The sequence below is a fragment of the Aquitalea sp. USM4 genome, from assembly GCF_004328945.1.
Classification (GTDB): domain Bacteria; phylum Pseudomonadota; class Gammaproteobacteria; order Burkholderiales; family Chromobacteriaceae; genus Aquitalea; species Aquitalea pelogenes.
In genome coordinates this window covers 279799-296968 of record NZ_CP029539.1, presented here as the reverse complement: position 1 = coordinate 296968, position 17170 = coordinate 279799, and the positions used below count along the sequence as shown (strand labels likewise).

The window sequence follows — 17170 nt, the reverse complement described above, 5'->3', positions numbered from 1 at the left end:
ATGAGCCAACACGATACTTTGCAACGATTCCTGTTTGATGGCGCACCGGTGCGCGGCGCACTGGTCCGTCTGGATGGCGCCTGGCAACAGGTGCTGGCCCGCCGTGCCTATCCCGCACCGCTCAAGAACATTCTGGGCCAGATGATGGCAGCTGCGCAGCTGATGTCGGCCAACCTGAAATTTGACGGTGCCCTCATCCTGCAATTGCATGGCAGCGGCCCGCTGCGCCTGGCCGTGGTGGAGTGCAACCATGACCGCACGGTGCGCGCTACTGCCAAGTGGGATGGCGACCTGCCCGAAGCTCCCATTCTGGATTTGCTGGGTGGTGCCGGACAGTTTGTCATCACGCTCGAACCCAAGCTGGACAAGTCGCAAACCTGGCAAGGCATTGTGGCGCTGGAAGGCGACAGCATCGGCCAGATGCTGGAAAACTACATGCTGCGTTCCGAGCAGCTGGATACCCGTCTGGTACTGGCCAGCAATGACAGCACCGCAGCCGGCATGCTGCTGCAACGCCTGCCCGACGGCCATGGCGAGCCGGAAGGCTGGGACCGCGTCCGCATTCTGGGTGGCACACTGCAAGCCGACGAGTTGCTGACCCTGCCGGCAGCCGACATCCTGCACCGCCTGTTCCATGAAGAAACCGTGCGGGTGTTCGAACCCGAAGCCGTCAGCTTTTCCTGCAATTGCAGCCGCGAGCGCGTGGGCAATATGCTGAAGATGCTGGGCGGTCAGGAGGTGGGTGAGGTGCTGGTGGAGCAGGGCAGTGTGGAAATTGTCTGCGACTACTGCAACCAGCACTATGTGTTTGATGAAGAGGACGCCAACGAGCTGTTCGATTACGACCTGGTTGCCGCCGTGCGCGAAGCGCGACATTAAGTTGAACACAGGCCGACTACACTTGCCTGTACGCGTGAAAGCCGCCATATTTGGCGGCTTTTTGCATTCTGCATGGCATTTTCCACAAGCAGCGGATGAAGGCTGTTTAAGGAAATGGTAGATTTGATCACAAATGTACTGATATGCTAAACAGGCATGATGCAACAAACCTGTACCGAAGGAGTTGGGAAACAATGAAAAAAATGATTATCGGTGGCCTGCTGGCCGCCACTGCACTGGCAGCTCAGGCCGGCGCACCGGTCGTAAACATCTATAACTGGTCTGACTACATTGCACCGACCACCGTACCGGATTTCAGCAAGAAAACCGGCATCAAGGTGCGTTACGACGTTTACGACAGCATGGAAACGCTGAATGCCAAGCTGGTGACCGGTCACTCCGGCTACGACATCACCGTGCCGTCCAACAATGTGCTGGAAGTAGGCATCAAGGGTGGTCTGTTCCAGCCGCTGGACAAGAGCAAGATCCCCAATTACAAGAACCTGGACCCGGCCCTGCTCAAGCTGATGGAAGCATCCGACCCGGGCAACAAGTTTGCCGTGCCTTACTTCTGGGGTGTGATTACCCTGGGTATCAACGAAGACAAGGTGAAGAAGGCCCTGGGTGGCAAGCTGCCGGCCAATGAATGGGACCTGCTGTTCAAGCCGGAATATGCTTCCAAGCTGAAGTCCTGCGGCGTGAGCATTCTGGATTCCGCCTCCGACGTACTGCCAAAGGTGCTGCATTACTACGGCAAACAGCCGGGCAGTAACAACGAGGCTGATTACAAGGCCGTTGCCCCGCAACTGGCGGCCATCCGCAGCAGCATCACCCAGTTCTCTTCCTCCGGCTACATCAATGACATCGCCAACGGCGACGTCTGCCTGGCCATGGGTTACGGTGGCGACCTGAACATCGCCAAGCGTCGTGCCGAAGAAGCCAAGCGCGGCGTCAACATCAAGGTACTGATGCCGTCGTCCGGTGTTGCCTTCTGGGTGGACAGCATGACCATTCCGAAGGATGCCGCCAATGTTGCCAACGCACTGGCCTTCATCAACTACACGCTGGACCCGCATGTTGCTGCAGCCAATGCCAACAAGGTGACCTATGCACCGGGTAGCCTGGCTGCACGTCCTTTCATCGACAAGAAGTATCTGGCTGACCGCAGCATTTTCCCGACGGCTGACGATGTGAAGAAGGGCTTCATCATGAAGTCGGTAGACCCGAAAACCCTGCGCATCTATTCCCGCCTGTGGCAGAACTTCAAGCTGGGCCGTGCCGGCTGAGCCTGATTGCCGTATCTGCAAGCCAAAGCCCCCGTTCGGGGGCTTTTTGTTTGGTCATCCAGCCGCAATCGCTAGAGCGCTTCCACCACATCCAGCGGGCAGCCGCGCGCCAGCCATTCCAGCCAGGCGTCCCCCAGGCGCTGGCTTTCGGCACAGGCGGTGCGCCACTGCTGCTGCCGCAGCTTGTCCTGGCCGCGAAAGCGCTTGAAGTCGCTGCGGTCCGGCAGCTTGCCGCCAGGCAGTCGCGCCAGAAAGTCGGCGGAAGGGCAAAGCAGCAGGGTATTGCTGTGGTTGGACGGCTGGTGTTGACGCCAGGGAAGGAATTTGTCGAACCAGCCCGGCACGATGCGCGGGCCGAAATGCGGATACAGCGTGATGTCATCCTGACTGGCAAAGGGCAGGTCCAGGTGGTAATCCAGCAAGCCGCCATCCCGGTATACGCCAGCTTGCGCGCCCGGCATGCTTACCCCGTGCAATACCCCCGGTATGGCCACGCTGCCCATCAGCGCGGCAGCCAGATTATGTTCACCCAGCGCAAGCAAACGGGTGGGCAGGCCATCGTGCGGAACAAAATGCAGACTGCTGCGGGCATCGTGGCAAATCACCCGGCTGAAACAGTGGCGCAGCAAGCTGCGGCGAAGGCCGTTGAGCGTGGCGCCAAAGGCCAGGCCGGGCAGTAGCAAGGCCGGTGCCTCATGCCTTAACAAACCGTGCGATGCCACCAGCAGCAAGGACAAACGGTAATGCGGGTGGTGCAGGATGGCTTGCAGGCCGTCCGGGCCGAGGATGTCCTGCAGCATCTGCCGGGTTTGTGCGGTAATGACGGCGATGTCGACATCGTCGGCATAGCATTCCGCGGTATAGCGTTCGGCCAGCCGGGCCAGCGCTTGTTGCGGCTTTGCCTGCATGGCACAGGCAAAGCGCCAGCTGCCGATGGATGCCCCCACCAGCTCGCGCGGGCGCGGGCTGTCGGCCAGCCAGCCGAACACCGCCTGATCCAGCCCGCACAAGCCAATCGCCTTGGGGCCTCCGGCAGCACCGGGCAGGCTGCCAACCCGGTCGGCTGGCAGGCCGTGTTGTCGGAGCAGGGAGATGGTGCGATGACCCGCACGGATGCGCAGCGGAGAAAACGGAATATGGATGGCAGTCATGAGGCAGCGATGCAGGCAGAGGGAAGGGCGACTTTTGTTGGCAGTATTGGTATGCTAACGCGTTTTATCAGACAGCCTGGCCGTGTTTGGCTGTCTGTGTTCCAAGCAATGCCAGGAGTATTGATGATACCGACCCGCCAGCTGACCGACTACCTGCGTGAACAGGGCCTGAAGCTAGATCGAACCGAATTGCAAATTGCCGTCATGACCTTGCAGGCCGTGCTGGATGTGGAAAAACCCCCGGTGCAGCGCGATCTGTTCCGCTACCAGGTGCCCGAGCTGAGCGAAGACGGTGCCTGCTCGCTGGTAGAAGAGCTGGCTGATGAACCGTACGACCTGTCGGTATGGTTTGGCGGCGAAACCGAAGCTGCGCGCAGCTTGCTGACCAATTTCAATGCACTGGTCGATTCGGTCAACCAGAAGATCGGTGCAGACTGGCTGGGCATTTATCGCCGCGCCGGTGAGGGCAAGGATGCCCGTCTGGTAAAGCTGGCCTATCAGGGCCTGCCCAGCCGGGCTGAATTCCCGCTGACCGAAGAATTTGCCGCAGGCAGCAATAACAGCCGCGTTGGCCTGACCGGCTGGGGCGTGCTGATTGACGATGTCGCCGCCTGGCGCGCCGAAGGTGGTGGCTACTACGAATGCGACCCCAAGGTGAAGAGCGAAGTCTGCCTGCCCATCGTGGATGAGCATGACCGGGTATTGGGTATTCTGGATGCCGAATCCAGTCAGCTGAGCTACTTTGATGCCAGCCGTCAGGTATGGCTGGCGGCATTGGCCATTGTGCTGGCAGCACCGTTTGCTGCCATGCCGCCGCTTGAAAAGGCGTAAATTGCCCTCAGTTACGGAATATTCCCCACCACATGGCTTCGCGTAGCAAGCGCGAAGTTTCCCGAACAGATTCCGGAGCAAGCATGGCCGCGCAATATCCCAACCCGCAGATTGAACCCGTTGTTGATTACGTGGCCAGTTGCAAGCTGCCTACGCCGTTCGGGGTGTTCACCATGCATGGCTTTGAGGAGCAGGACAGCCGGCGCGAACATGTGGTGCTCACCATGGGCGACGTGGCCGATGGTGAGCCGGTGCTGGCACGCCTGCATTCGGAATGCCTGACTGGTGACGCACTGTTCTCCTTGCGTTGTGATTGCGGTTTCCAGCTGGAAGCTGCGCTGGAAGCCATTGCCAAGGAAGGCCGTGGTGCCTTGCTCTATTTGCGGCAAGAAGGTCGTGGTATCGGTCTGATCAACAAGATCCGCGCCTACAAATTACAGGATGGCGGGGCGGACACGGTGGAAGCCAACGAGCAACTGGGCTTCCCGGCGGACATGCGTGACTTCCGCGTGGCGCGCCACATGCTGGATGCGCTGAATATCAAGAGCGTGCGGGTGATGACCAACAACCCGCGCAAGCTGGAAACCCTCAAGACCGCCGGTATCGACGTGGTGGAGCGGGTGCCGCTGATGGTGGGGCGCAACCCGCATAACGATCGTTACCTGGATACCAAGGCCGCCAAGCTGGGCCACATGCTGTTTTCCTGATCATTCCGTTTTTGCCGCACTTCCCGATGCCAGCGCCATGCGCTGGCATTTTTCATGCTGCTTACGCTGTTTGCTGCTCAACGATTCAAGTATTCTCGATACTGGTCGATAGATTTAAAATAAAACAAATATTTATTGAAAATGTGGTGGGCAGTCCGCTGAGTGAGGCATCGCGATGAAAATCACCGCCAAGCAGAATGTCTGGTTCAACACCATGGCTGAACCACAGGCCCGGCGTGGCAAACTGCCACGGCGCATGCCAGACCGGGATGGCGTAGAGGAAAGCGTGGCCCTGGCAGAGTTTCTGGACTGGGTGGCCATGCTGGATGATCTGGCACGACGTGCCGGTAGCGGACGGGATGAAGACGCGCGTCAGCTGGCTCTGGCCAAGCTGCGTTTTCTGTTGCGGCGCGTCCAGCATTTGCGCGAGCAGATGATGCAGGGTGGCCGAGGACAGGCCAGGAGCGGGCTGGAACGCCTGGTGCGTCTGGTTGAGGAATGGGGACAGGTGCTGCAGGAGCTGACCGGGCGGCAGCCCGTTGTGGTGGATGACTGGCCCTTGCCCTATCGCTTGTACAGCAGGCAGGCCGGAGAACTGCCATCCACAGCGTTTGCGCCGCGGGTGGCGGAGCGGCGGCGACGGCAACGGCCTGGTGACAATGTCTTGCTGCCACAAGAGCAAGAAGCCGCCGTGCTGGTATTGCACGGCATCCGCTTTGTGCTGGCGCTGGTGGGCGAGGGCTTTGGCATGGCGCAGCATCCGCTGCTGTTGCAGGTACAGGCAAGGCTGGCACAGCTGGTGCCGCTGCTGGGGCCGCCGGGGACGGCAGCCATGTGACGCAGGCAAAGAAAAAGCCGGAATCGTGTGATTCCGGCTTTTGTGTTGGTGGAGATAAGCGGGATCGAACCGCTGACCTCTTGCATGCCATGCAAGCGCTCTCCCAGCTGAGCTATACCCCCGTATTGCTTTGTCTGTCTGATGGTCTGGAGCCATCGGTCAGCTGACTGTGTAGTGGTGGAGATAAGCGGGATCGAACCGCTGACCTCTTGCATGCCATGCAAGCGCTCTCCCAGCTGAGCTATACCCCCGTAATGCTGGACTGATGAAACCCGTCAGGCGATATCATCAGTATCTGAATTGTGGTGGAGATAAGCGGGATCGAACCGCTGACCTCTTGCATGCCATGCAAGCGCTCTCCCAGCTGAGCTATACCCCCACGGGTACTACATCGAATTCTTGGCGTCCCCACGGGGATTCGAACCCCGGTTACCGCCGTGAAAGGGCGATGTCCTAGGCCTCTAGACGATGGGGACCCTAGGCAAAACCTGTGAAGACCTTTGGTGGAGCTAAGCGGGATCGAACCGCTGACCTCTTGCATGCCATGCAAGCGCTCTCCCAGCTGAGCTATAGCCCCGTGTCTGTCGTTCACAGTGGGGCGCAGTATAGACAGGCTGTCCGCGGCTGTAAAGGGATCTGCGAAAAAAAATTTAGCGCTGCCCCTGCGCTATAATCACCGGTTCTGCAATGACAGGGTTGGATTGCCGATGTCGGTTGGTCACTACGAAAACTTCCCGGTCGGGTCGATCTTGCTGCCACGGCGCATGCGCCGCGCCGTGCATGTCATCTATCATTTTGCCCGCTATGCCGATGATGTGGCGGACGAAGGTGACAAGCTGCCTGACGAACGCCTGCGCGAACTGGCGCATTTGCGTGACGAGCTGGATGTCATCCGCGATGGCGGTATTCCGGCCATGCCGCTGATGCGCAACCTGGCTACCGTCATCAGCCAGCACCAGCTGCCGTTGCAGCCGTTTTATGACCTGCTGTCGGCCTTCAGCCAGGACGTGGTGAAAACCCGCTACCAGAGCTTTGCCGAAGTGGTGGACTACTGTCGCCGCTCGGCCAATCCGGTGGGGCGGTTGATGCTGGCACTGTATGGTGAAAACGACCCGCGCAGCCTGGCCATGTCCGATGGCATCTGCACGGCATTGCAACTGATCAACTTCCTGCAGGATGTCGGCGTGGACTGGAACAAGGGCCGCATCTACATTCCGCTGGATGATCTGGAAAAATTCCGCATCCGCGAAGCGCAGATTGCCGGGCGCGATGCCACCGGCCTGTGGCGGCCGATGATGCTGGCGCAGATTGAACGCACCCGCAAGATGCTGCAAGCCGGTGCGCCGCTGGGCAAGGTGCTCAAGGGCCGCCTGGGGCTGGAGCTGCGTCTTGTCATCATGGGCGGCGAGCGCATCCTGAAAAAGCTGCACGACAGCGGCGGCGACGTGTTCCGCCAGCGCCCGGTACTGACCTGGCGCGACTGGATTTACATGCTGTGGCGTGCGCTGCGCGCCAAATAACAGATAACCATACTTACCCAGATGGGAAGCTGCAGGCTGACCCGTCGGCAACAAAGGAGAGGCGTGTGACGCCGCAGCAGTATTGTCAGGACAAGGCCGCCAGCAGCGGCTCCAGCTTTTACTACAGCTTCCGCTTCTTGCCGGAAGACCGCCGCGATGCCATTACCGCGCTGTATGCCTTTTGCCGCGAAGTGGACGACGTGGTGGATGAATGTCACGACGAAAACGTTGCCCGCGCCAAGCTGGCCTGGTGGCGAGGTGAAGTGGAAAAGCTGTACCACGGCCAGCCCGAACATCCGGTGATGCTGGCGCTCAAGCCGCATGTCAGCGCGCTGGACCTGCCGCAGAACCTGCTGGAAGAAATCATCGACGGCATGCAGATGGACCTGGACTTTGCCCGATACGACCGCTTCCAGGACCTGCTGTTGTACTGCCATCGCGTGGCGGGGGTGGTGGGCCAGCTGGCAGCTCAGATTTTCGGCTACCAGGACCGGCAAACGCTGAAATACGCGCATGAACTGGGCATTGCCTTCCAGCTGACCAATATCATCCGCGACGTTGGTGAAGACGCGCGCCGTGGCCGCATTTACCTGCCGGTAGAAGAGCTGCAGCGTTTCAATGTGCCGGCCAGCGACCTGATGAGCTACAAGGAAAGTCCGGAATTTGCCGCGCTGATGTCCTTCCAGATCGAACGCGCGCGTGAATATTACCGCCGCGCCTGGGCGCTGCTGCCGGTGGTGGACCGCAAGAGCCAGCGTCCCGGCCTGCTGATGGCCGCCATCTACCGCGCCACGCTGGAAGAAATCCAGCTGGATGGCCCGGCCAAGGTGTTGAACCAGCGCCTGTCGCTGACGCCAGTACGCAAACTGTGGCTGGCATGGCGCACCTGGACGCTGGGCTACAAGGCCTGATGCTGTGATGAAGGCCAGACCGAGGATTGCCATTATCGGTGCCGGCTGGGCCGGGCTTGCCGCCGCGGTGGAGCTGGCCGGTCAGGCCGAGCTGACCTTGTTCGAGGCCGGGCGCGAACCTGGCGGCCGGGCCCGCCGCCTGAATAGTGCTGGCAGTCTGCTGGATAATGGGCAGCACATCCTGATTGGTGCCTACCGCGATTGCCTGCAACTGATGCGCAAGGTGGGCGTTGACGATGCCAAGGCCATGCTGCGGCTGCCGCTGCTCTGGCAGCGCCAGGGCGGCATGCGTATGCAATGCCCGCGCTGGCCTGCCCCCTTGCATGTGCTGGCCGGCCTGCTGACGGCAAGCGGTATTGGCTGGCGGGACAAATGGCAACTGGCTCGTGCCTTGCAGGGCTTGCGCTGGCAAGGCTGGCGCCTGGCGCAAGACATCACGGTTGCCGAGTGGCTGACCGCACAAAGGCAGTCGGCCCATCTGGTGGAGCAGTTCTGGCGTCCCATGGTGCTGTCGGCGCTCAATACCCCGCTGGAGCTGGCTTCCATGCAGATTCTGGCCACCACCTTGCGCGACAGCCTGGGCGGTCGCCGTGCCGATAGCGACCTGCTGTTGCCGCGCAGTGATCTGACTGCCTTGTTTCCTGGCCCGGCCTTGGACTGGCTGCGCGAACAAGGCCTGCAATGGCGTGCCGGCGTACGGGTCGCACAGATTTATCCGGCAGAGCAGGGTGTGGTGGTGGATGGTGAGCGGTTTGATGCTGCCATCGTCGCGGTGGCACCTTATCATGCGGCCGAACTGCTGCAGGAGCCGCAACTGCAAAGTCAGATCAAGGCATTTCATTATTGGCCGATATATACCGCATACCTGCGCTACGATGCCGACATCAACATGCCGGTCCCCATGACGGGTTTGCAGGGCGGCACGCTGGACTGGCTGTTCGACCGCCAGGCGCTGTCGGGTGAGCGAGGCTTGCTGGCCGCTGTTATCAGCGCACCACCGCCCGCGGTGCGCAACCTGGATCGTGCCAGCTTGCTGGACCGGGTGCAGGCGGATGTCGAGGTGCTGTTGCCGGCGCTCAACGGGCTGGTGCCGCTGGAGCGGCAGCTGATCGTGGAAAAGCGCGCCACCTTTGCCTCTGGCGTGGGTCTGACAAGACCACACTGCCGTAGCAGGGTACAATCGGTTTATCTGGCGGGGGACTGGCTGTGCCCGGAATATCCCGCCACGCTGGAAGGTGCGGTGCGCAGCGGTCTTACCGCGGCCCGCCAGTTAATGCAGGATTTGCCATCATCAAGAGTTGCCGGCAGGTAACTCACAGCTGAAAAAACAAAATGAACCAAACATTTGCCAAGAATTGTCTGGAAGGCCGCGTCATTCTGGTGACGGGCGCAACGCAAGGGGTGGGCCGGGAAGCCGCGCTGACGTTTGCTGCACATGGTGCGGATGTCGTATTGCTGGCGCGCAGCGTAAAAGGGCTGGAGAAGGTCTACGATGAAATCGTGGCCGCAGGCGGCAAGGAGCCGGCAGCCATACCGCTGGACTTGCTGACCGCGACTGACGAACAACTGGGCAATGCCGCTTTCCAGATCAAGCAGACGCTGGGCCGACTGGACGGCATCGTGCATTGCGCATCGCATTTTTACGCCTTGTCGCCACTGTCCAACCAGGGCATCGACGAGTGGATGAACCAGTACCGCATCAACACCGTGGCCCCGTTTGCGCTGAGCCGCGCCTGCCTGCCGCTGCTGAAGGAATCACCGGATGCATCGGTACTGTTCATGGGCGAAAGCCATTCCTTGCACCCTGCGGCTTACTGGGGTGGCTTTGGCGCGTCCAAGGCCGGTTTGAACTATCTGACCAAGGTGGCCGCCGATGAATGGGACGTCTACCCGAACCTGCGCGTCAACCAGCTGATTCCGGGCCCGGTGAATTCGCCGCAGCGCAATCGCACCCACCCGGGTGAAGCCAAGAGCGAGCGGGCGGACCTGGCCACGCTGATGCCCTATCTGCTGTACTGGCTGTCGGCAGAAAGCAAGGGTCGCAGCGGCGAAATCATCGAGCTGGACCTGCGCAGCAAAAAAGGCGAATAAGCTGCATCTGCGCCGTGGCCTGTGTGGCTGCGGCGGATGGCAAATGGGGGTAATGCATGAAGAGTCTGTGGATTCTGCCCTTGCTGGCGGTGCTGGCCGGCTGCAACTGGGTCAATAATGTATCCGGCCTGTCCAAAGAGGCACACAAGGCACTCGGTGCCGCCTGTCGTCAGACCGGCCGCTCGCTGGAAGAGTGTTTCCGGCGTAATCCGGATGCCGATACCGCGGCCATTTACGCCGGCTGGCGTGAAATGAACGAGTACATGGCCAAGAACAAGCTGGATACCATGGAACCACCGGCAGACAGTGCCGCCGGTCATGCTGAAGCTTCTGCCGCGAAAGCTGCTGCCAGTTCACCGGCAGAAGGCAAGTCATCCAGTGCGGCCACGTCACCCAAGGGTGCGGTGGCCAATTCGCCGCCGCCGCTGACCAGTGAAGAGGCGGACAAAGAAGCCAAGACCGATCCGCAAGTGGCCGCCGTTCTGGCGGCCATTCGCAAGAATGGCGGTGGTGAAAAGTCCAAATCCAAGGCCAGCAGCAGCGGCGAACCAGACCAGAAACGCCTGCTCAACATCATCCAGCAACTCAATGGCAACAAACCGGCAGCCGGTGGCGAGGCTCCGGCAGAGAACGCCAACAACGCCAATCCCGGTTGAACCCCTTCCTGCGCTTTTCCTGATGGCAAAAACCAAAACAGTTTTCAGCTGCACCGAGTGCGGCGGCCAAGTGCCGAAATGGCAGGGCCAGTGTCCGCATTGTTCCGCCTGGAACACCCTGGTAGAGGCCGTCTCCACGCCCGCCAGCAGCAATCCGCGTTTCCAGTCGTGGTCCACCACCAATGCCCGTGTGCAAGTGCTGTCCGAGGTCAAGACCGAAGAAGTGCCGCGTGACCCGTCCGGCATCGACGAACTGGACCGCGTGCTGGGTGGCGGCATCGTGCGTGGTGCCGTCATCCTGATCGGCGGCGACCCCGGCATTGGCAAATCCACCCTGCTGTTGCAGGCGCTGGCGGTAATCGGCAAGCGGCGCAAGGTGCTGTATGTGTCGGGTGAGGAATCGCCGCAACAGATTGCCCTGCGGGCCTCACGGCTGGCGGTTGACCCCAGCCAGGTGAACCTGCTGGCGGAAATCCGCCTGGAAGCCATTCTGGAAACGCTCAAGCAAGAGCAGCCGGAAGTCGCCGTCATCGACTCCATCCAGACCTTGTACACCGAGCAGGTAACTTCGGCGCCCGGTTCGGTATCGCAGGTGCGTGAATGTGCGGCCCAGCTCACCCGCATGGCCAAGCAGACCGGCACCACCATCCTGCTGGTAGGCCATGTCACCAAGGAAGGCTCGCTGGCCGGCCCGCGCGTGCTGGAACACATGGTGGACACCGTGCTGTATTTCGAAGGCGATACCCACTCCAGTCACCGCATGATCCGCGCCATCAAGAACCGCTTTGGCGCGGTCAACGAGCTGGGTGTGTTCGTGATGACCGAAACCGGGCTCAAGGGCGTGTCAAACCCCTCGGCCATTTTCCTGTCGTCCTACCGCGACGATGTTCCCGGTTCTTGCGTGCTGGTGACGCAGGAAGGCACGCGCCCCTTGCTGGTGGAAGTGCAGGCGCTGGTGGATGACTGTCACGGCATGCAACCCAAGCGCCTCACCGTGGGGCTGGAGCAGAACCGGCTGGCCATGTTGCTGGCGGTGCTGCACCGCCATGGCGGCGTGGCCTGTTTCGATCAGGATGTATTCCTGAACGCCGTGGGCGGGGTCAAGATCAGCGAACCGGCGGCCGATCTGGCCGTCATCCTGGCCATGGTGTCGTCGCTGCGTAACAAGCCCCTGCCGGAAAAACTGGTGGTATTTGGTGAAGTGGGGCTGGCCGGCGAAGTGCGTCCGGTATCGCGCGGCCAGGAGCGCCTGAAAGAGGCGGCCAAACTGGGCTTCACCCGCGCACTGGTGCCCACGGCCAACAAGCCGCGTCAGCCGATTGAAGGTTTGCAAGTCATTACCGTCGACCGGCTGGAACATGCGGTTGATTACTGCCGTGGAGACTGAACATGATTTCCCATGCAGACCTGGAAGCCGAACTGGGCTATTTGCAGCGCTATGCCTTGGCGCAGCTGCGTGATCGGGATGCCGCCAACGAGGTGGTGCAGGAAACCGTGCTGGCGGCGCTGGAATCCGGTGACAGTTTCAACGGCAAATCGAGCCTGCGCACCTGGCTGACTTCCATCCTGCGCTTCAAGCTGGTGGACCGCCTGCGCCGCAAGGGCAAGGAGGTGCTGTTCGAATCGCTGGAGGATGAAACCGACGATAGCGATTTTGACGGCCTGTTCAGCAAGGATGGCCACTGGCAGGACAAGATCAAGGCCTGGAGCGGGCCGGAGGAGTCCTTGATGTCCCGTCAGTTCTGGGAAGTGTTCGAGCGCTGTTCCGAGGTGATGCCGCGCCGCACCGCCATGGCTTTTGTCATGCGCGAGGTGATGGGACTGGACATTACCGAAATCTGTAACAATCTGGACATTACTGCGACTAACTGTTCAGTACTGCTCTATCGCGCACGGATGAGCTTGCGCGAATGTTTCGAAATTCGCTGGACCGGGGAGGCCAGGGCATGAAGATCAATTGCCGACAGGCCAGCCGTTTGATATCGCAAGGGCTGGATCAACCATTGAGCCAGTGGGATCACGTGCGTCTGCGCGTGCATTTGTGGATGTGCGGCAATTGCCGCCAGTTCTCGCATCAGCTACAAGTATTGCGCCAGTCGGCCCGCCAGGCCGGACGCGGCGAATAGCTTGTTTCGCACCCAGTCCTGGGTTGTCACAGGCCAAAGCAAAGCCGACTCGCGGGTCGGCTTTTTCATTGCTCATGCGGCCTGGCTCATGCGGCCTGGTGTGCCTGCCTGCGCTGTGCCTGATGCTGCGGACAGCTGGCACAAGCCTGTTCGCACAGCCCTGCACCGGTCAGCGATTGCTTGAGCGCACACACCGAGCGGCGGCAGGCAATGAAGCGGATATCCTGTTCTGCGGCCAGCGAGCGGAAGTGACGCATCACGTTGTGGCCGAGGAAATCGGTAAATAGGATCAGCAAGTCGGTTCCTGCCGGCAGACGGTCCAGCTTGCGCTGGTGCGAGCTGTTGCGTCCGCTCAGGTGGCGGTGAATCTGGATGCCATGTTCCTGCAGCACGGAGGGGATGTTGCCCAGGGTATCTGCACCTACCAGCATTGCGTTCATGAGTGGCTCCTGTCCGGATAAGTTTTGCAAATGATAATCATTACTATTTGCAAATGCAAGCGCCGTGACAGTCCATTGTCATTGTTGTGTGGCTTATTGTGCCTGCCGGCAAGCGAAGATGCCGCTCAGGGCAGGGCCTGCACGCGAATCCGTACGCTGTGGCTTTGCTGTCCCTGCTGTTGGCTGCCGCCGATCAGCAGGCTTTCCCGCCCCTGGCTGTCCTGCGTGGTGCGGGCAACTTCCAGCCATTCTCCCAAGCGGCCTTCTACCGTGGTGGACAGTTGGTTGCCCGTGCGTTGCACACCGTTGAAGGCTTGCTGGCTGACGGCCAGTTCGATGCTCACGCGCTGTCCGTTCAGCCGCGGACGGGCATAAAAACCGGTAATGGCATCCTGCATGCTGCTGCCACGCACCAGGTTGCCTTGCGGCGTCAGCATCAGCCAGGGCAGGGGGCGGCTTTGCACCAGCTGGATAAAGCCGCTGCGCCCGTCCAGCAGGGTGAGGCTTTGCAGGACTTGACTGGATTGTGCGCGGCTGTCTTGCTGGGCGGACAGGGCCAGATTGCTACCTGTCTGGCCAGGCATGATGCGGCCGATGCTGATGTTGCCTTGTACTTGCACCCCGGATTGGTTCTGCGCATTGCTGCCGGACTGGCTCACATCCAGGCGCAGGCTGGCCGGGCGCACGTCCAGCTGGCGGGCCAGTGCAGCCAGTTGGGCCTCCCGCGCCGGGCTGGCGTCGATGATCAGCTGGTTGTCCATCGCGCTCAGTCGTTCATCCGGCCGCAGTTGCGGTTGCAGCGCCGCTTGCAGTTCGCTGGGCGCGCGCCAGTTGAGTTCGACCAGTTGCAGGGCCTGGGCGGCGCTGTTGGCCAGCAATAAGGAAACAAGTAACACGAAGCGCATTTACAGCTCCTTGCCGGAACGCCAGATCGACCAGATCAGCCACACGCTGTTGAACAGCGCAATCATGAAGCCGATGAAGCCGAAGAAGGGCAGGCCGAACAGCTTGGGCCCGGCGTTCACCGTCATCACGATGGAGGAACCGATGATCAGGCAGCCGGTGACAATGGCCATGGTCAGGCGGTTGGTGCTGCGGTCCAGCTGTTTGCCAAAGCTGTCCAGCCGCTGCAAGTCCAGATTGATGCGGAACTTGCCCTGGCGGATGTCCTTGGACAGGCGCAGGATGTCGCGTGGCAGCCCGGTGAGCATGCCCAGCGTTTCCTGCAGGGTGAGCTTGCCGCGCTTGAGCAGGGTTTTGGGGTGGTAGCGCGCCACGATCAGTTCGCGCACGAAGGGCGTGATGTGTTCCACCAGCTGGAAGTCCGGGTCCAGCTGGCGGCCCAGCCCTTCCAGCGTGATCAGCGCCTTGAACAGCATGGCCATGTCCGGCGGCAGCAGGATGCCGTGGTCGCGAATCAGGGCCATGATGTCGTTGATCAGCTGGCTGATGTTGAGGTTCTTCAGCGGGACGTGTTCGTACTGGAACATGAATTCGCTGATGTCATAGGCAAACTTCTGCTCGTCCACCGGTGTGCTGCCGGTCCACTCGATCAGCACGTCCATCATCGCGTGTTCGTTACGCTCGCCGAGGGCCGCCAGCAGATCGACGATTTCATCGCGTCGGCCATGGCTGATGCGCCCCACCATGCCGAAGTCGATGAAGGCGATGCGGTGTTCCGCCAGGAAGAACACATTGCCCGGGTGCGGGTCGGCGTGGAAAAAGCCGTTGAGCAGAATCATCTTCAGCACCGCGTCGGCACCGCGGCTGGCCAGCAGCACCGGGTCCAGCCCGCTGTCGGCCAGTTGTTCCAGCCGGCTGGCGGACAGGCCGTCGATATGCTCCTGCACGTTGACTGCCGGATTGGTGTAATCCCAGTACACCTTGGGCACCACCACCTGCGGATCGTCGGCAAAGTCACGGGCGAAGCGTTCCATATTGCGTGCTTCCACCGCCAGGTCCATCTCGCGCTTGAGTGAGCGGGAAAACTGGCTGACGATTTCCACCGGCTGAAAACGGCGCGAGTCTGGAAATTCCAGCTCGATCAGCGTAGCCAGATGCGCCAGGATGCGCAGGTCGGCATCCACCTTGTCGACAATGCCGGGGCGGCGCAGCTTGACTGCTACATGGCTGCCATCGTGCAGGGTGGCAAAATGCACCTGGGCGATGGAAGCAGAGCCGATGGGCTTCTCATCAAAGCTGGCAAACAGCTCTTCCGGCGGCTTGCCCAGCGCTTTTTGCACCAGCAGTCGTACCGAGGCCGGATCCACCGGCGGTACGGTGGATTGCAGTTTCTCGAATTCGGCAATCCACTCGGCCGGGAATACATCCACCCGCGTGGAGAGAATCTGCCCCAGCTTGATGAAAGTGGGGCCCAGCTCCTCGAAGGCCAGCCGCACCCGCACCGGGGTAGGCAGGCCGGCATCGGCATCCGGCAGATGCAGGTTCAGCCATTCGCCGGCTTTTTCCATGGCGCGCGGCAGACGCAGGCGCTGGGCAAACTCGCCCAGACCGTGGCGGATGAGAATGCCGCTGATTTCCTTCAGGCGTGGAAGGTCACGCATTGCAACAAGAGTTTCTCTGAGCATGGGCTATCTGGTGTCCAAGTTGGCTTTACACTCCCGTCCCTGTCCGATAGAGTGCGGCCTATGAAATTGCAACTCCGATTACTCGCCGTGATGCTTGCTGGCGTCATGGTTTTTGCCCAGGCCGCACCTGAAAAAACTGCGCAGGACGCACGGCCCAAGGTCGAGGCCTCGGAAGACCCCATTGCCAAGTATGCCTCGCCTGGCGAGGATGCTGTAGGAGATTTGCTGCTGCAGGCCATGAGCCTGTTGGGTGTTGCCTACCGTTTTGGTGGCAATTCGCCGGTCAGCGGCCTGGATTGCAGCGGCTTTGTCCGTTATGTATTCCAGAAATCCCTCAAGGTCAATTTGCCGCGTACTTCCGCCGAAATGGCCCGCATTGGCAAGCCTGTCGATAAAAGTGAACTGGTGGCGGGAGACCTGGTCTTCTTCAATACCCGTGGTTTTGCCTATTCCCATGTCGGCATGTATATGGGTAATGGCAAGTTCATCCATGCGCCGCGCACCGGTCGCAATATCGAAGTGGTCAGCCTCAGTCAAAGCTACTGGCAAAGCCGCTGGAACGGTGCCCGCCGCATCAATCGCAGCAATGCCAATACCGTGGCTGCGGTAGATGACGTGAATGGCACGGACACGGTGTCAGCCAAGGGCAGTGGCGGTAGTGCAGTCGCGCCCACGATGAAGTGCCGCAAGGGCAAGAAGTGCAAGCCGGTGGCCGAAGCGGCCAGCAGCAAGAAGAAGGCCGGCAAGGCGGAGAAGTCTTCCCGTGCAGCCAAGTCCGACAAGGCCGGCAAACCGGCCAAGGCTGCCAAATCCGGCCACGGCAAAAAGAAGAAACCCGCCAACTGACAAGCTGGCGGTTTGTCATCACCTCCATGCCCGCCTGTGCGGGCATTGCGTTTTCAGGAATAGCCAGCCATGGCAATGAATATCGACATACCGGTATGGAAAGATCCGCAGGGCGGCATTGTGGCCTGCGTGGAAAAAATCAAGGTCATGAACGAGAACCTGGAAGAATTGCAGCAGATGGCGCAGGACGCGCTGGAAGATGCCATTCTGATGGGCTGTGACGAGGCGCAGGTGAAAGACTTCCTGGTCCGTCTGATGCAGAGCCTGCACAACCCCTACCAGCCCTGAAAGGCATTCTGG

General features: G+C 60.6%; 19 protein-coding genes and 5 tRNA genes. 15 read left to right on the top strand and 9 right to left on the bottom strand.

Annotated features, from left to right (window positions below):
* On the top strand, positions 1–879 hold the full coding sequence (hslO, locus tag DKK66_RS01365; protein WP_045847158.1) for an Hsp33 family molecular chaperone HslO: 879 nt from the start codon (positions 1–3) through the stop codon (positions 877–879).
* A 194-nt stretch (positions 880–1073) separates the two neighbouring features.
* On the top strand, positions 1074–2165 hold the full coding sequence (locus DKK66_RS01360) for a polyamine ABC transporter substrate-binding protein (protein ID WP_131354848.1): 1092 nt from the start codon (positions 1074–1076) through the stop codon (positions 2163–2165).
* A 71-nt stretch (positions 2166–2236) separates the two neighbouring features.
* Here the strand turns inward: DKK66_RS01360 and DKK66_RS01355 are convergent, their stop codons facing one another.
* The gene (locus DKK66_RS01355; RefSeq protein ID WP_131354845.1) at positions 2237–3316 is read right to left on the bottom strand and encodes a hypothetical protein; all 1080 of its coding nucleotides are present in this window, start codon (positions 3314–3316) and stop codon (positions 2237–2239) included.
* A 123-nt stretch (positions 3317–3439) separates the two neighbouring features.
* Between DKK66_RS01355 and DKK66_RS01350 the strand changes: the two genes are divergently transcribed.
* The 3 genes from DKK66_RS01350 (at position 3440) to DKK66_RS01340 (ending at position 5692) form a co-directional block, all read left to right on the top strand.
* Entirely contained in the window at positions 3440–4147 is a 708-nt protein-coding gene (locus tag DKK66_RS01350) for a GAF domain-containing protein (protein WP_062789677.1), read from the top strand.
* Positions 4148–4230: 83 nt separating this feature from the next.
* Complete coding sequence (gene ribA, locus DKK66_RS01345; protein WP_045847162.1) at positions 4231–4854, top strand: GTP cyclohydrolase II; 624 nt, start codon at positions 4231–4233, stop codon at positions 4852–4854.
* A gap of 175 nt (positions 4855–5029) precedes the next feature.
* Positions 5030–5692: a hypothetical protein gene (locus DKK66_RS01340; protein ID WP_131354841.1), complete on the top strand. Its 663-nt coding sequence runs from the start codon at positions 5030–5032 to the stop codon at positions 5690–5692.
* Positions 5693–5738: 46 nt separating this feature from the next.
* Here the strand turns inward: DKK66_RS01340 and DKK66_RS01335 are convergent.
* From DKK66_RS01335 to DKK66_RS01315, 5 genes are all read right to left on the bottom strand, one after another.
* Positions 5739–5814 (bottom strand) — tRNA-Ala (locus DKK66_RS01335).
* Between the two features lie 53 nt (positions 5815–5867).
* Positions 5868–5943, bottom strand: a tRNA-Ala gene (locus DKK66_RS01330).
* Between the two features lie 52 nt (positions 5944–5995).
* Positions 5996–6071 (bottom strand) — tRNA-Ala (locus DKK66_RS01325).
* A gap of 21 nt (positions 6072–6092) precedes the next feature.
* Positions 6093–6168, bottom strand: a tRNA-Glu gene (locus DKK66_RS01320).
* A gap of 25 nt (positions 6169–6193) precedes the next feature.
* A tRNA-Ala gene (locus tag DKK66_RS01315) sits at positions 6194–6269 on the bottom strand.
* A gap of 130 nt (positions 6270–6399) precedes the next feature.
* Here DKK66_RS01315 and hpnC point away from each other — a divergent pair.
* From hpnC to DKK66_RS01275, 8 genes are all read left to right on the top strand, one after another.
* Complete coding sequence (hpnC, locus tag DKK66_RS01310) at positions 6400–7212, top strand: squalene synthase HpnC (protein WP_131354838.1); 813 nt, start codon at positions 6400–6402, stop codon at positions 7210–7212.
* Between the two features lie 65 nt (positions 7213–7277).
* Positions 7278–8123 carry a presqualene diphosphate synthase HpnD gene (hpnD, locus tag DKK66_RS01305; protein ID WP_131354835.1) on the top strand — a complete coding sequence of 282 codons (846 nt, stop codon included), beginning with the start codon at positions 7278–7280 and terminating at the stop codon, positions 8121–8123.
* 7 nt (positions 8124–8130) lie between these two features.
* A complete protein-coding gene (hpnE, locus tag DKK66_RS01300; RefSeq protein WP_131354832.1) occupies positions 8131–9435 on the top strand; it encodes a hydroxysqualene dehydroxylase HpnE in 1305 nt (434 codons plus the stop codon).
* Between the two features lie 20 nt (positions 9436–9455).
* Positions 9456–10214, top strand: coding sequence for an SDR family oxidoreductase (locus DKK66_RS01295; protein ID WP_131354829.1), 759 nt, complete (start codon positions 9456–9458; stop codon positions 10212–10214).
* Positions 10215–10270: 56 nt separating this feature from the next.
* Positions 10271–10870, top strand: coding sequence for a hypothetical protein (locus tag DKK66_RS01290; protein WP_131354826.1), 600 nt, complete (start codon positions 10271–10273; stop codon positions 10868–10870).
* A 22-nt stretch (positions 10871–10892) separates the two neighbouring features.
* Entirely contained in the window at positions 10893–12257 is a 1365-nt protein-coding gene (gene radA / locus DKK66_RS01285) for a DNA repair protein RadA (RefSeq protein WP_131354823.1), read from the top strand.
* Positions 12258–12259: 2 nt separating this feature from the next.
* A complete protein-coding gene (locus tag DKK66_RS01280) occupies positions 12260–12820 on the top strand; it encodes a sigma-70 family RNA polymerase sigma factor (protein WP_131354820.1) in 561 nt (186 codons plus the stop codon).
* Positions 12817–12996, top strand: a complete 180-nt coding sequence (locus DKK66_RS01275) for a zf-HC2 domain-containing protein (protein WP_045847171.1) — start codon at positions 12817–12819, stop codon at positions 12994–12996. The genes DKK66_RS01280 and DKK66_RS01275 overlap by 4 nt, the downstream gene beginning before the upstream one ends.
* 86 nt (positions 12997–13082) lie before the next feature.
* On the opposite strand, the gene DKK66_RS01270 is transcribed toward DKK66_RS01275, so the two are convergent.
* From DKK66_RS01270 to DKK66_RS01260, 3 genes are all read right to left on the bottom strand, one after another.
* Positions 13083–13436, bottom strand: coding sequence for a DUF2325 domain-containing protein (locus tag DKK66_RS01270; protein ID WP_131354817.1), 354 nt, complete (start codon positions 13434–13436; stop codon positions 13083–13085).
* A 125-nt stretch (positions 13437–13561) separates the two neighbouring features.
* Positions 13562–14341 carry a hypothetical protein gene (locus DKK66_RS01265; protein WP_131354814.1) on the bottom strand — a complete coding sequence of 260 codons (780 nt, stop codon included), beginning with the start codon at positions 14339–14341 and terminating at the stop codon, positions 13562–13564.
* A complete protein-coding gene (locus tag DKK66_RS01260; RefSeq protein WP_045847174.1) occupies positions 14342–16024 on the bottom strand; it encodes an AarF/ABC1/UbiB kinase family protein in 1683 nt (560 codons plus the stop codon). It abuts the gene before it with no gap.
* Positions 16025–16084: 60 nt separating this feature from the next.
* Between DKK66_RS01260 and DKK66_RS01255 the strand changes: the two genes are divergently transcribed.
* Both DKK66_RS01255 and DKK66_RS01250 read left to right on the top strand, forming a co-directional pair.
* Complete coding sequence (locus DKK66_RS01255) at positions 16085–16870, top strand: C40 family peptidase (RefSeq protein WP_131354811.1); 786 nt, start codon at positions 16085–16087, stop codon at positions 16868–16870.
* Positions 16871–16945: 75 nt separating this feature from the next.
* Complete coding sequence (locus DKK66_RS01250; protein ID WP_045847223.1) at positions 16946–17158, top strand: hypothetical protein; 213 nt, start codon at positions 16946–16948, stop codon at positions 17156–17158.
* Positions 17159–17170: the final 12 nt, after the last annotated feature.